We start from the raw sequence: 13,775 nt of genomic DNA, 5'->3' as shown, positions 1-13,775 counted from the left end.
CTTCGCTCAGGACAGCCGCTCCAGCACCATCGCCATGCCCTGGCCGCCGCCGACGCACATCGTCTCCAGCCCGATCGACTTGTCGTGGAACCGGAGGCTGTTGACCAGCGTGGAGGTGATGCGGGCGCCGGTCATGCCGAACGGGTGGCCCACCGCGATCGCGCCACCGTTCACGTTGAGCCGCTCGATGTCGATGCCCAGCTCCTGGTAGGAGGGGATGACCTGGGCCGCGAACGCCTCGTTGATCTCGACCAGGTCGACGTCACCGATCGACATGCCCGCGCGGGCGAGAGCTTGCCGCGACGCCTCGATCGGGCCCAGCCCCATGATCTCGGGGGACAGGCCGGTGACGCCGGTCGACACGATCCGGGCGAGCGGCGTGATGCCCAGCTCGGCGGCCTTGGTGTCGCTCATGACGACCACCGCGGCGGCGCCGTCGTTCAGCGGGCAGCAGTTGCCCGCAGTCACCGTGCCGTCCGGCCGGAAGACCGGCTTGAGCTGCGAGACCGCCTCGTACGTCGTGCCGGCCCTGGGGCCGTCGTCCTTGCTCACCACGCTGCCGTCGGGGAGCGTCACCGGGGTGATGTCGCTCTCCCAGAAGCCGTTGGCGATGGCCTTCTCGGCGAGGTTCTGCGAGCGCACGCCGAACTCGTCCTGCTCGCGCCGCGAGACGCCCTTCAGGGCCGCGACGTTCTCGGCCGTCTGGCCCATGGCGATGTAGACGTCCGGCAGCGCGCCGTCCTCGCGCGGGTCGTGCCACACCGGCGCGCCGCCCTTCGCGGTCTCCTCCGTCCGCGCCTTCGCCTCGTCGAACAGCGGGTTCTGCGCCTGGGGCATGTCGGAGCTGCCGTTGGCGAAGCGGGAGACGGTCTCGACACCCGCCGAGATGAACACGTCGCCCTCGCCGGCCTTGATGGCGTGGAACGCCATCCGGGTCGTCTGCAGGGAGGAGGAGCAGTAGCGGGTCACGGTGGTGCCCGGCACGTTGTCGAGCCCGAGCATCACCGCGACCACGCGTCCCAGGTTGTGGCCCTGCTCGCCGCCGGGGAGACCACAGCCCAGCATGAGGTCGTCAACGTCGTTCGGGTCGAGCTGCGGCACCTTCGCCAGCGCGGCGCGGACCATCTGCACGGTCAGGTCGTCCGGGCGGATGTCCTTGAGTGACCCCTTGAAGGCGCGGCCGATCGGCGACCGCGCGGTCGCCACGATGACTGCCTCGGGCATGTGACTCTCCTGCCTGATCTCGTGCCCCTCCACCCAGGGTTCGGGGGGCCTCCTCCCCGGAGGTTACCCCTCGGTACGCCGCCCGCCACGCCCCGGGCCCCACTCACCAGAATTTTGTACTACTGCACAAGTCAACCAATCAGCCGTACATGCCGGGGGTGGTGGCGGTGCCGTCGTTGACGGCGTGGAGGCCGCCCTTCTCGTCGCGCCACAGGCGCCAGCCGTTCTGGCTGCCGGTGAACCAGGAGGGCGGCGCGGAGGAGGAGTCCTTGCGCTTGCCCGTGGCCAGGTCGAACTCGCACAGCGCCGCGATCGAGTAGAACCCGGGGATCATGCCGCGCAGCGGCAGCGGCTTGGGGTCGGTCACGCAGAACGACCAGCCGGTCGCGCCGCTCACCGGGGTCGGCTCGCCGGTGCTGAGGTCGAAGACCGAGCCGGGCGCGTCGCGCTTGAGGAAGCCGAGCTTGTTCATCTCGGGCGGGAAGGCCAGCCACCAGCCCGACCCGGGAACCTGAGTGGGCGTGATCTGCCCCAGGACCCGTCCGGTCTCGGCGTCGAGCCGGGCGAACCCGCCGTACTGGCCCTGCTCGTCCACCGGCCGGACGACCGGCGCGTACGCGGGGTTGCCACTGGGGTAGACGCGGACGACGGACGGCCGCATCCAGTCGACGGCGCCGTCAGCGAGACGCGCGGAGAACAGGCCGAAGGTCGACGTCTCCTTGGTCTCGGGGTTGGTGTACGGGGCGACGTATCCGATGATCTTGTCGCCCGTAGCGCCGAAGGCCCAGCCCCCGCTCAGGTCGACGTCGGGGCCGAGGGCCTGCTCGATCGGCAGTTGCCAGACGGTCTTGCCGTCCTTGATCGCGCGAGCCTCCAGCACCGGGTGGGAGGCGAGCCTGAGCAGGACGACCTTGGACGAGTCGGACCACTCGACCTCCGCGATGCCGGCCAGGCGCCACTTCACGGCGCCGTCGCGGGGGTCGAGGACCACGACGCGGGCGGACGAGAGCGCGGTGTCCTCGGAGACGCAGACGTACGGCCCGCAGCGCTGCGGCCCGAAGGTGGATCGCACGGGCCTGGTCCACTTCTGCTGCCCGGTGCGGGCGTCCCTGGCGACCAGCGCGGCGCCCTTGTGACCGGCCGCGGCGGGGTCGAGCGCGACCACCACGGCCTGCCCGCCGCCGGTCTCCACGGTCGCCGGAGCCTGCACCCCCATCCCGGGGAGCCGGCCCACCATCGTCGCGGGGTGCGCCCAGAGCCGGCGGCCGGTGGCGAGGTCGAGGGCGACGGTCTCCAGGGAGCCGTCGGGCCGCATGGAGGTGGTGGCCGCGACGCCGCCTCCCGTGGTGGCCCGGCTGACCGCGTTCACCTGCGTGTTCTGCCAGGCCGGGTAGTCCTTGGCGGCCTCGTCGCCGCCGGAGCAGCCGGTGAGGGCGCCCCCGGTCAGCAGGGCGGTCGCGGCGAGCGCCAGAGCGGGTTTCACGTGGTTCAGCTGGGGCCGGATCATTTCGCTCCTACAGGGGGTGATGGCCCGGCCGCAAGAGGTAACCGGCTCTAGGCGTTCGGAAGCGGCCCGGGTCTCCGGCGGAGCAGCGCCGCCCACCGTCCGTGGGGGCCGAACGCCCGGCCGGCGACACGGGTCGCGGTGACCTCGGTGCCGGGTTCCTCCACGGCCATTGCGGCCAAGAGGTATTGCGATCCTTCGACGCGCACGGGTTCCGGCTCGGGCCACAACCCCAACGCGGCGCATACAGACGGTAGCACTGCGTACGCGGCTTGTAGGTAACCTCGGGCAGATGGATGGAAACGATCTGGTCCGAACATCTCGGCCGGATTCGCGTCGAATTCGGGTCCGAGCAGGTCGGCGAACGCCACGGTGCGGCCGCCCGCCTCGACGACGGCGACCGTCTGGGCGGCGGCGAGCTGCCGCGACCAGCGCCGGGTGACCCATCGGAGCGGCTGCGCGATCGGACGCACGGTGCCCAGGTCGGGGCAGGTCCCCACGACCACCTCCGCACCGGCCTCGCGCAGCCGGCGCACCGCCTTCTGCAGGTGCCGTACGGCCCGGGCCGGCAGGGTGGCCGTGGTCACGTCGTTGGCCCCCACGAAGACGACCGCGATCTCCGGCCGGGCCTCCAGCGCGCGGTCCACCTGGACGCCGAGGTCCACCGACGCCGCGCCCGACTGGCCGACCACGGTGAGGCGCACCGGGCGCTCCGCCACCGCCGCGAGCCCGTACGCGATGCGGACGGCCGGGGTGTCCTCGGGGCGGGTCATGCCGAGGCCGACGGAGGTCGAGTCGCCGAGGACGGCCATCCGGATCGGCTCACCGGGGTAGGCGCCGTACACGCCGTCGGCCTGCGGGCCGTCGAGGCCGTGCGGCTGCCCCACGATGCGGCGGGCCACCATGGCCTCGGCCATCAGCAGGCGTACGTGACCGCTCCCAGGGCCGTGAGCCCGCCTCCGCCCAGGGCGGCGGCGGTGGCGATACGCCGCGCGGCGCGCACCGCGCCGGACGTCCAGATCACCCGCCCTCCTCACGCTCACGGTACGGTTTGAAGAAGAAACTAGCCGAGTTCCGGCCACCCCTATCGGAACCCCGGCTGACGGCAGGCTGACAAGCTTCGGCAAACAAGGTGGTCATCGCGGTGCGCGTTCACGACTCGCTGGTGGAGCTGATGGGCAACACCCCGCTCGTCCGGCTGCGCAAGGTCACGGCGGGCGCGTCCGCCCAGATCCTGGCCAAGGTGGAGTACTTCAACCCCGGCGGCTCGGTGAAGGACCGCATCGCGGTGCGGATGATCGAGGCGGCCGAGCGGAGCGGCGAGCTCAAGCCCGGCGGCACGATCGTCGAGCCGACCTCCGGCAACACCGGCGTGGGCCTGGCCATCGTGGCGCAGGAGAAGGGCTACCGCTGCCTGTTCGTCTGCCCGGACAAGGTCGCCCAGGACAAGATCAACGTGCTCCGGGCGTACGGCGCGGAGGTCGTCGTCTGCCCGACCGCCGTCTCGCCCGACCACCCCGACTCGTACTACTCGGTGTCGGACCGGCTGGCCCGCGAGATCCCGAACGCCTGGAAGCCCGACCAGTACTCCAACCCCGAGAACCCGGCGAGCCACTACCACTCCACCGGGCCGGAGATCTGGGAGCAGACCGAGGGCAGGATCACGCACTTCGTCGCCGGCATCGGCACCGGCGGGACGATCAGCGGGACCGGCAAGTACCTCAAGGAGGTCTCCGGCGGCCGGGTTAAGGTCATCGGCGCCGACCCCGTCGGTTCCGTCTACTCCGGCGGCACCGGCCGTCCCTACCTCGTGGAGGGCGTGGGCGAGGACATCTGGCCCGCGACGTACGACACCACGATCTGCGACGAGATCATCGCGGTCTCCGACAAGGACTCGTTCGGCATGACCCGCAGGCTCGCCCGCGAGGAGGCGCTGCTCGTCGGCGGTTCGTGCGGCATGGCCGTGGTGGCGGCCGTACGGGTCGCCCAGGCGGCCGGGCCTGACGACGTCGTGGTCGTGCTGCTGCCGGACGGCGGCCGTGGCTACCTGTCGAAGATCTTCAACGACGAGTGGATGGCCGACTACGGCTTCCTCACCACGGCGAGCGAGGAGGGCCTGGTCGGCGACGTGCTGGGGCGCAAGACGCCGGGGCTGCCCGAGTTCGTCCACGTCCACCCGCACGAGTCCGTCGGCACCGCGATCTCGATCATGCGGGAGTACAACGTCTCGCAGCTTCCGGTCATGAAGGAGGAGCCGCCGGTCATGGCGGCCGAGGTCATCGGCTCGATCGTGGAGCGCGACCTGCTGGAGGGCCTCTACCGCGGCCGGGTGCGGTCCGAGGACGAGATCGGCGGCCACATGTCCGCGCCGCTGCCCATGATCGGATCAGGTGAGCCGGTGGCCCGGGCGGTCGAGGCGCTGGAGAAGGCCGACGCAGCCGTGGTCCTCGACGACGGCAAGCCGGTGGGCATGGTCACCCGCCAGGACCTGCTGGCCTTCCTCGCCAACCACTGAGTTCGGATCACGCTGTCGCGCGTTCGCCTGCGTCGGAGCCGTCGACGCCGGTGCCGGGTGGCGTACCCGGCCCTGCTCAGTGTGGCCGTGGGGGCCGCCTCGCCCTGTCGTCCAGGGTGGCGAGGAAACTCTCGGCCGCGTCCTGCACCCGGACCCGGTCGCTGGTGGCGAGCAGATCGAGCAGCAGCCCGCGGATCGTCGCGATCACGAGTGTGGCCGTGCGCGCCGCCGTCGCCGGGTCGACGTCCTGTCCTTGCGCGTCGCACAGGGCGCCCATCCAGTCGGCCACGACGTGCTCCAGGAAGTCCGCGAACTGCTGCGGCGACTGGAGAGCGCGTCCATAGACCGCGAAGAAGAGCCTGAACTCCGCCCACCGCCGTGGGTCGGAGGTCCGCGTCCAGACCGCGCGCGCCGCCGTCGCCAGGTCGGGCTGGTCGCCGGCCGCCTCGCTTGTGGCCGCGAATATCCGTTCCCGCAAGCGTCCGAGGATGGTCTCCAGCATCTGCTCCTTGGTGCCGAAGTGATGCACCAGCGTCGTGGTGGAAACCCCGAGCGCGGCGGCGACGGGCCGCCACGACAGCTCGGAGAAGCCGTGTTCGACCGTGTAGTCGACCACCGCGTCCAGCAGCTCGGCCCGCCGTCGGTGGTCCACAGGCCGCCCCGCCATCACTGCCTCCAGGAAGTCAGCGGCTTGACATTTATAGTACGACCGTACAAAGAATAGGGGCAGACTTCAAGGGCGTCCGCCGCGAACACACGGCGCACGCCCGCATCCCGGAGGTTCTCCCATGCACGTTTTCGTCACCGGAGCGTCGGGCTGGATCGGCCGCGGCCTCGTCCCCGAACTGACCGCCGCCGGCCACACCGTCACCGCCCTCGCCCGCTCCGACACCGCAGCCCGAGCTCTGCGAGCCGCCGGAGCCGAGGTCCGCCCAGGCTCGATCGACGACCTCGACACCCTGCGCGACGCCGCCGCCTCGTCCGACGGCGTCATCCACCTCGCCTTCAAACACGACATCGCCTTCGTCGGCGACTACGCCACAGCCACCGCCGCCGACCGCGCGGCGATCGAGGCCTTCGGCGAGGCCCTTACCGGCACCGGCAAGCCCTTCGTCATCGCCTCCGGCATCCTCGGCGTGCTCGGGCTCCCGCCCGGAGCCATCGCCACCGAACGCGACGGACTGGCCGACACCGGGGACCGCAAGGGCCCGATCAGCGGCGGAGGCGGGCGGATGGCCAACGCCCACCAGACGCTCGCCCTCGCCGACCACGGCGTCCGCTCTTCGGTCGTGCGACTGCCACCGGCCACGCACGGCGACGGCGACAACGGCTTCATGTCCACCGCGATCGGCTTCGCACGCGCGAAGGGCGCCGCCGCCTACGTCGGCGACGGCGCCAACCGCTGGCCGTCCGTCCACCGCGACGACGCCGCCCGCCTGTTCCGCCTCGCACTCGAATCCGCACCGCCCGGATCGGTCCTGCACGCCGTCGGCGACGAAGGCGTACCGATCCGCGAGGTCGCCGAGGTCTTCGCCGCACACCTCGGCATCCCCGCCGTCTCCGTCACCCCCGAGCAGGCCCAGGACTACGTCGGCTGGCTCGGCGGCTTCTGGGGAGTCGACGGCCCCGCGTCGGCCCAGATCACCCGCGACCTGCTCGGCTGGCAGCCCACCCGCCCAGGTCTGATCGCCGACCTGAAGGAGGGCCACTACTTCGCCTGATCACCTGCCGACGCGCCGCCCGCCGGGACCAGGGGGGCCGGGCGGCTACGCTCGACCCCATGAACCATGGTTTCGAGACGCTGGCCATCCACGCGGGCCAGGAGCCGGACCCGCACACGGGCGCCGTCGTTCCTCCCATATACGCCGTGTCCACCTACAAGCAGGACGGCGTGGGCGGCCTGCGGGCGGGATACGAGTACAGCCGGTCGGCCAACCCGACCAGGACCGCACTCGAGGAGGCGCTGGCCGCCGTCGAGGGGGGCGTGCGCGGGCTGGCCTTCGCGTCGGGCCTGGCCGCCGAGGACACGCTGCTGCGGACCGTCTGCAAGCCCGGCGACCACGTGGTGATCCCCGACGACGCGTACGGCGGGACCTACCGATTGTTCTCCCGGGTGCTGGAGCCGTGGGGGGTCTCCTTCGACCCGGTGCCGCTCGGCGACCTGGACGCGGTGCGCGCCGCCGTACGGCCGTCCACGAAGGCGATCTGGGTGGAGACGCCCACGAACCCCCTGCTGAACGTGGCGGACATTGCCGCGCTGGCGGACGTCGCGCACGACGGGGGCGCGGTGCTCGTGGTCGACAACACCTTCGCCTCGCCATACCTGCAGCAGCCGCTCAGCCTGGGGGCCGACGTGGTGGTCCACTCGACGACCAAGTACGTCGGCGGCCACTCCGACGTGGTCGGCGGGGCGCTGGTGACGCGCTCGGCAGACCTCGGGGAGCGGCTGGCCTACCACCAGAACGCCATGGGCGCGGTGGCCGGGCCGTTCGACTCCTGGCTCACGCTGCGCGGCCTCAAGACGCTGGGCGTGCGCATGGACCGGCACTGCGACAACGCCGAGCGCGTGGTCGACCTGCTGCTGTCGCACCCGAAGGTCGTCCAGGTCCTCTATCCGGGCCTGCCCGAGCACCCCGGTCACGAGGTCGCGGCCAAGCAGATGCGGCGTTTCGGCGGCATGGTGTCGTTCCGGGTCGAGGGCGGCGAGGAGGCGGCCGTCGAGATCTGCGACCGCGCCAAGCTGTTCACGCTCGGGGAGTCGCTCGGCGGCGTCGAGTCGCTGATCGAGCACCCCGGCCGGATGACCCACGCGTCGGCCGCCGGGTCGCCGCTGGAGGTCCCCGCCGACCTGGTCCGTCTGTCGGTCGGCATCGAGACCGTCGACGACCTGCTCGCCGACCTCTCCGAGGCACTCGGCTGAGGACTGTTCAACGCCCACTCCGCGCTGCTCTCTAGTGGGCGCTCCGCGCCGGGGCCGTACGCTCCGGCGCGGAGGCGCGGGCGGGAGCGACCCACCGTTCGCACAGCAGGGCGGCGAGCGCCGCGACGGTCAGGACGGCGCCCGCAACGGTCACGCTGCGGACGCCCGAGTGATCGATGAGCGCGCCGCCGAGCAGCGACCCGCCCGCGATGCCGATGTTGAAGGCCGAGCCGCTGCCGGCCGAGGCGATGTCGGTGCTGCCCGGGGCCACCTGCAGCGCGCGGCTCGCGATGGCCGCAGCCAGCGCGCTGAAGGACATGCCCGTCACGCAGAGGGCCACCACCGCCACCGGGTGCAGGGCGCCGAAGAAGTAGAGGGCGAGCAGCGCGCACGTGATGAGGGCCAGCGGCCCGACCAGCGCCGCCCTGGGCCGGCTGTCGAGCAGCCGGCCGACCACGATCGTCCCGGCGACCCCGGAGATCCCGGACGCGAGGAGCAGCGGGCTGAGCGCGGCCGGGGCGAAACCGCCGAAGTCCAGCAGGAACGGCGTGATGTAGGTGTACGCGGTGAGGTAGCCGCCCACACCGATCACGGTGGAGACGATGAGCAGCGCGTAGCGCCGGGCGTGCGGGGTGGCGCCCCGGCCGGGCTCGTGGCCGTCGGAGCCGTCGCCTGCCTGCCGGCGGCCGGGCATCAGCGTCGCCACGGTGACGCACGTGACGAGGCCGACGGCGGCGGCCAGGGCGAACGCGGTCCGCCAGCCGACCTGCTGGCCGAGCCAGGTGCCCACAGGGACGCCGAGGACGGGCCCGAGGGAGCTGCCGATCGACATCCGGGCGATCGCGCGACCCCGGATCTCCGGGGGGAACATCGCCGCCGCGGCCGGGGTCGCGACCGACCAGAACAGCGCCTGGGTGGCCGCGACCAGCAGCCGCCCGCCCAGCAGCACCGGGTAGTTCGGCGCCACGGCGGTCAACAGCATCCCCGCGACGAACACGCCGAGCGTGACGGTGAGCAACCTGCGCCGCGGCACCCGCTGGGTCAGCCGGGTGAGCGGCAGCGACGCCAGCACCACGACCGCGGCGTACCCCGTGACCAGCAGGCCCGTCTCGGACGCGACCGGTCCAGGTCGGCCGCCATGACCGTGAGCAGCCCGATGGGGAGGACCTCGGCGGTGACGTAGGTGAAGGCCCCGACGGCGAGGGCGGCCAGCGCCCACGCCGCCCGGCGTTGCGTCGTAAGGTGCACCCGCTCCTCTTTCCCCCGTTTCCGGTCAAAGACGTTCTACCGGACATTCGAGGAAAAGCGGGAATCTCCTTCTCAGGGGTTGAAGAAGACCATCAGGAACAGGATGACGAGCCAGATCAGGGCGCTGATGCCGCCGAGCGCGGCGATCCGCCCGGTCTGCACCTTGGCGTCGTCCTCGGTCGACTCGCTGGACAGCGCCGCGATGGCCGTACGCTGGTCACGCTCGACGATCACCAGCAGGACGGCCGCCACGACGAACAGCGTCATCGACACCGACAGGTAGGGCGCGCCGAGCGCGCTGCGGCCCAGCAGCACGCCGAACAGGAAGACCCCGATCGTGAGCAGGCCGAACAGCCGGGTCGCGCGGTGCAGATACCGCAGCACCGCGACATCCCTGGCCCGGATGTAGCGCGGTGTGACGCTCGTGACCGCCGTGAGCGGACCGAGTGCGAAGATCGCGAACCCTATGTGCAGCCACAGCAGGAAATGGTCGAGAGGCGACATGGGCAGAGGCTATCGCCTGGCCGACAGGCCCCGCAGTCGCCGGACCCGCGCGCCGCGGGCGCGTCGGACGCCGGGGCGTCGAGGAACTACTTCCGGCGACGGGGGCGGTTGTGGACCGCCATCTCGTACAGCACTCCGGTGAGGATCATGAGAACGATGAGGCCGACCGCTGCGAACATGGGAGCGCTCCTTCCACCGGCATGTGGAACGACCAGCGCGAACAGGGGATGCCTGTCTATCGTCCGCCGATTGCAACCCGGTCGGCAATCGATTATCGATCTCCCGGAACTCGTCCGGTCTCCACCCGTCGCCTCGGAACGCGCCCCCGAATCGCGCCCGTCTGCATAGCAATGCCCGCATGGCGGGCGGCGAACCGCTCGGCGGGGGTCTGTGCCGACTGCTCAGCGGGTGCGGCGGGCGCGCAGGAAGTCGCTGACGACGTACTCGCCGAGGCGGTCGGCGCTGGCGGAGAAGACCCGGCCGCCGTTGCGCCGGGCGACCTCGTCCACGAACTCGCGCAGCCGGTCGTCGGCGGCCAGCATGAAGACGTTGATCGTCGCGCGCCGCCGGGTCATCTTGTCGACCTCGGCGAGCGTCAGCGTCAGCGTCTCCTGCGACGGCGGCCACTCGAAGCGCGGCACGCCGTTGCGCATCAGGTGCGCCGTCGGCTCGCCGTCGGTCACGACCAGGACCACCGGCTCGAAGTCCGGGTGCCGGTCGAGGTGACGGCCCGCGATCAGCAGGGCGTGGTGCAGGTTGGTGCCCTGGACCATGTCCCATTCGAGCCCGGCGAGTTCGTCGGGCCGCAGCACCCGCGCGTAGTTCGAGAACCCGATGATCTGCACCGCGTCCTGCGGGAACTTCGAGGCCACCAGCGCCTGGAGGGCGAGCGCGGTCTGCTTGGCCGCCGCCCAGGTGCCGCGCAGGGCCATCGAGTAGGACAGGTCGACCAGCAGGCACACGGCCGCCGCCGAGCGCCGCTCGGTCTCCACGACCTCGAAGTCGTCCACCGACAGGGCCACCGGCGCGCCGCCGCCCCGCCGTACGCCGTTGACGACCGTACGCACGACGTCGATGGGCTGCTCGTCCCCGAAGCGCCACGGGCGGGTCGATCCGGTCGGCTCCCCGGCCGTGCCCGCGTCGCGCTGGTCGTGGTCGCCGCGGCGGCCGAGTCGAGCGAGGCGAAGACCCGGCGCAGGGCGGTCTCCCCGAGCCGGCGTACGGCCTTCGGGGTGAGCTCCAGCTTGCCGCGGTTGCGCCGCAGATAGCCCTGGGCCTCCAGCTCACGCTCGACCTGCCGCAGCGCCTCCAGGTCGTCCACGGCCGAGCGGCCGAGCGCCCGCCTGATGGCGGCCTCGTCGATGTCGTCGAGCCGGGCGCCGGGGTAGTCCTGCCGCAGCGCGGTCTCCAGGTCGCCGAGGTCGGCCATCTCCTGCAGGGCCGTCACGGCGTCGCCCATGCCCATCGGCTGCTCGCCGGACACCCGTTCCGGGGCGCCCCAGGCGAGGTCGGGTCGGCGGGCGTAGAGGGCGTCGCCGAGCCGGCGCATCTGCTCGGCCAGGCCCGCCTGCTCCAGCGTGTGGTTGATCAGCCCGGCCAGCTCCTCGCGCTGCTCCGGGGTGAGCGAGGCGAGCAGTCGCTGCGCGGCGGCGGCGCGGCGGGCGAGCTGGTCCACCAGCTCGTCGAGGTTCCGCGGATTCTCGGGGAACATGTCCCCGTATTTCTGCATGAACTGGTCGAAGTCATCCTGGGTGTGCTCACCCCGGGCGTCCCGGTCCAGCATGTCGTTGAGGTCCGACATCATCTGGCGGACCCGCTCCATGGCGGCCGGGTCGGGGTTGGCCAGCGCGTCGCGCATGCCGCGGAACTGGCTGTCGAGGACCTCCCGGCGCAGCAGGTCGCGCAGCTCCTCGAACGTCTGCCGGGCCGCGGCCGACCGCCAGTCGTAGTCGGCCAGCTCCTGGACCGCCCGCGCCGTGTCCGAGGGCAGCGCGTCGAGCGCCGACTCGCGGAAGCGAGCGTCGTCCGAGGGGTCGGGGAACAACTCCGCCCGCTCCTGGCCGATCGCCTTGTCGAGCAGGGCACGCGCGCGTTCCAGCGTGCCGTCGAGCCGGGTGTTCTCCCGCAGCTCGCGGCGGCGCCGCCGCACCTGGCGGAGCAGGTCGTCGAGACCGCGGCGGTCCGGAGCGCCGGGGAGCCCCCGCCTCAGCAGGTCGCGCAGCGCGTCGAGCGGTGTCGAGCCGGACAGGATGGCGTCGCCCATCTCGTCCAGCGCCGAACGTACGTCGTAGGGCGGAGCCAGCGGATCCGGCCCGTCGTGGTACTCCCGGTAGAAGTAGCTCACGTGCGGTACACCGTGCCGCCGTCGGTCTCGTCCTTGGACAGCCTGCGCATCAGGTACAGCCCTTCCAGCGTGAACTCCAGTGCCGCGGCGGCGTGGCCGGGCGACTCGTCGCCCTCGCCCATGCCGAGCCGCGCCATGATCTTCGACAGGCCCTCGACGCGGCCGATCCTGCGCAGCAGTTCGTGGGCCGGCACCAGCTCGCCCGACTCGACCTGCGCGCCCTCGCCGAACCTGTCGAGAAGCGGCGCGAGGTCCGCGCCGCCGAGTGAGGAGCGGAAGGTCTCGGCCGTCGCGCGGCGCAGCAGGTGGGCGAGCACCTCGATCTCCCGCCCCTCCTCGCTGACCTCGAACTCGACCTTGCCGCGCAGCGTGTGGACCACGCCGGGCAGGTCGCACACCCGGGTGACGGGCCGTTCCTCCCCGGTCAGCGCGGCCCGCCGTACGGCGGAGGCGGCGGCGGTCTCGGCGGCGGCGATCGAGAAGCGGGCCGACACGCCCGAGCGGGAGTCGACGGCGGTGGACTCGCGGACCAGGCGGGTGAACCGGGCGATCACCTCCACCAGGTGGTCGGGCAGGTCCGCGCCGAGGGCGCCGAGGTCGGCCTCCTGGCGGATCAGGACCAGCTCGTCCTCGACCGTACGCGGGTAGTGCGTGCGGATCTCCGCGCCGAAGCGGTCCTTCAGCGGGGTGATGATCCGGCCGCGGTTGGTGTAGTCCTCGGGGTTGGCGCTGGCGATCAGCAGGATGTCGAGGGGGAGGCGCAGGTTGTAGCCGCGGACCTGGATGTCGCGCTCCTCCAGCACGTTGAGCAGCGCCACCTGGATGCGCTCGGCCAGGTCGGGCAGCTCGTTGACGGAGAAGACGCCGCGGTTTGTCCGGGGGACCAGGCCGTAGTGGACGGTCTCCGGGTCGCCGAGCGTGCGGCCTTCGGCGATCTTGATGGGGTCGACGTCGCCGATCAGGTCGCCGACCGAGGTGTCCGGGGTGGCCAGCTTCTCGCCGTACCGGTCCTCGCGGTGCTTCCACGCGACCGGCAGGTCGTCGCCGTGCGCGGCGGCCAGCCGCCGGCACCGGACGCAGACCGGCGCGTACGGGTGGTCGTTGATCTCACAGCCCTTGACCACGGGCGACCACTCGTCGAGCAGGCCGGTGATGGTGCGGATCAGGCGGGTCTTGCCCTGGCCGCGCTCGCCGAGGAGCACGAGGTCGTGCCCGGCGATCAGCGCCCTCTCCAGATGGGGGAGGACGGTGTCGTCGAAGCCGACGATGCCGGGGAACCGGGGCTCGCCGCCCGCAGCCGGGCCAGGAGGTTCTCCCTGATCTCGGCCTTGACCGTTCGGTATCGGTGTCCACTCTCGCGCAGTTCACGCAGAGTGCTGGGGGCAGGCGTGGGCGATTTGTGCACGGAGTCGAGCCTACGTCCCCATCAGACGATCCTGCAGCCCGGTTTGGGAGACACGGTTGCCGGGCGCCCGGCCCAATTGGCCGGGCGGCCCGTGCGTTGACCTCCGTTCAG

At 72.0% G+C, this 13,775-nt stretch carries 10 protein-coding genes and 2 pseudogenes; 3 read left to right on the top strand and 9 right to left on the bottom strand.

Annotated features, from left to right (window positions below; translation table 11 throughout):
• Nucleotides 1-6: 6 nt before the first annotated feature.
• The 3 genes from B1L11_RS18740 to B1L11_RS18730 form a co-directional block, all read right to left on the bottom strand.
• A complete protein-coding gene (locus tag B1L11_RS18740) occupies nt 7-1,224 on the bottom strand; it encodes an acetyl-CoA C-acetyltransferase (RefSeq protein ID WP_079315684.1) in 1,218 nt (405 codons plus the stop codon).
• A gap of 139 nt (nt 1,225-1,363) precedes the next feature.
• Nucleotides 1,364-2,731, bottom strand: coding sequence for a PQQ-binding-like beta-propeller repeat protein (locus tag B1L11_RS18735; protein ID WP_079315683.1), 1,368 nt, complete (start codon nt 2,729-2,731; stop codon nt 1,364-1,366).
• Nucleotides 2,732-2,778: 47 nt separating this feature from the next.
• A complete protein-coding gene (locus B1L11_RS18730; RefSeq protein ID WP_306291675.1) occupies nt 2,779-3,645 on the bottom strand; it encodes an SGNH/GDSL hydrolase family protein in 867 nt (288 codons plus the stop codon).
• 227 nt (nt 3,646-3,872) lie between these two features.
• On the opposite strand from B1L11_RS18730, the gene B1L11_RS18725 reads away from it, so the two are divergent.
• Complete coding sequence (locus tag B1L11_RS18725) at nt 3,873-5,243, top strand: cystathionine beta-synthase (protein WP_079315712.1); 1,371 nt, start codon at nt 3,873-3,875, stop codon at nt 5,241-5,243.
• A gap of 76 nt (nt 5,244-5,319) precedes the next feature.
• Here B1L11_RS18725 and B1L11_RS18720 read toward each other — a convergent pair whose 3' ends face one another.
• Nucleotides 5,320-5,910, bottom strand: coding sequence for a TetR/AcrR family transcriptional regulator (locus tag B1L11_RS18720; protein ID WP_079315682.1), 591 nt, complete (start codon nt 5,908-5,910; stop codon nt 5,320-5,322).
• 121 nt (nt 5,911-6,031) lie between these two features.
• On the opposite strand from B1L11_RS18720, the gene B1L11_RS18715 reads away from it, so the two are divergent.
• On the top strand, nt 6,032-6,964 hold the full coding sequence (locus tag B1L11_RS18715; RefSeq protein ID WP_079315681.1) for an SDR family oxidoreductase: 933 nt from the start codon (nt 6,032-6,034) through the stop codon (nt 6,962-6,964).
• 59 nt (nt 6,965-7,023) lie between these two features.
• A complete protein-coding gene (locus B1L11_RS18710; protein WP_079315680.1) occupies nt 7,024-8,163 on the top strand; it encodes a cystathionine gamma-synthase in 1,140 nt (379 codons plus the stop codon).
• Nucleotides 8,164-8,194: 31 nt separating this feature from the next.
• Here B1L11_RS18710 and B1L11_RS18705 read toward each other — a convergent pair whose 3' ends face one another.
• The 5 genes and pseudogenes from B1L11_RS18705 to B1L11_RS18690 form a co-directional block, all read right to left on the bottom strand.
• Nucleotides 8,195-9,238, bottom strand: a complete 1,044-nt coding sequence (locus tag B1L11_RS18705) for an MFS transporter (protein ID WP_256862679.1) — start codon at nt 9,236-9,238, stop codon at nt 8,195-8,197.
• Nucleotides 9,205-9,411, bottom strand: a complete 207-nt coding sequence (locus B1L11_RS51175) for a hypothetical protein (RefSeq protein WP_256862678.1) — start codon at nt 9,409-9,411, stop codon at nt 9,205-9,207. The genes B1L11_RS18705 and B1L11_RS51175 overlap by 34 nt, the downstream gene beginning before the upstream one ends.
• 72 nt (nt 9,412-9,483) lie before the next feature.
• Nucleotides 9,484-9,915 carry a hypothetical protein gene (locus tag B1L11_RS18700; RefSeq protein ID WP_079315678.1) on the bottom strand — a complete coding sequence of 144 codons (432 nt, stop codon included), beginning with the start codon at nt 9,913-9,915 and terminating at the stop codon, nt 9,484-9,486.
• Between the two features lie 401 nt (nt 9,916-10,316).
• Nucleotides 10,317-12,259 (bottom strand): annotated as a pseudogene (locus B1L11_RS18695) (VWA domain-containing protein).
• Nucleotides 12,256-13,664 (bottom strand): annotated as a pseudogene (locus B1L11_RS18690) (sigma 54-interacting transcriptional regulator). The pseudogenes B1L11_RS18695 and B1L11_RS18690 overlap by 4 nt, the downstream one beginning before the upstream one ends.
• Nucleotides 13,665-13,775 lie beyond the last annotated feature (111 nt).

This window comes from Microbispora sp. GKU 823, assembly GCF_002027145.1.
GTDB lineage: Bacteria > Actinomycetota > Actinomycetes > Streptosporangiales > Streptosporangiaceae > Microbispora > Microbispora siamensis.
The sequence above is the reverse complement of the archived record's forward strand: the minus strand, read 5'-3'. Positions and strand labels throughout refer to the sequence as shown.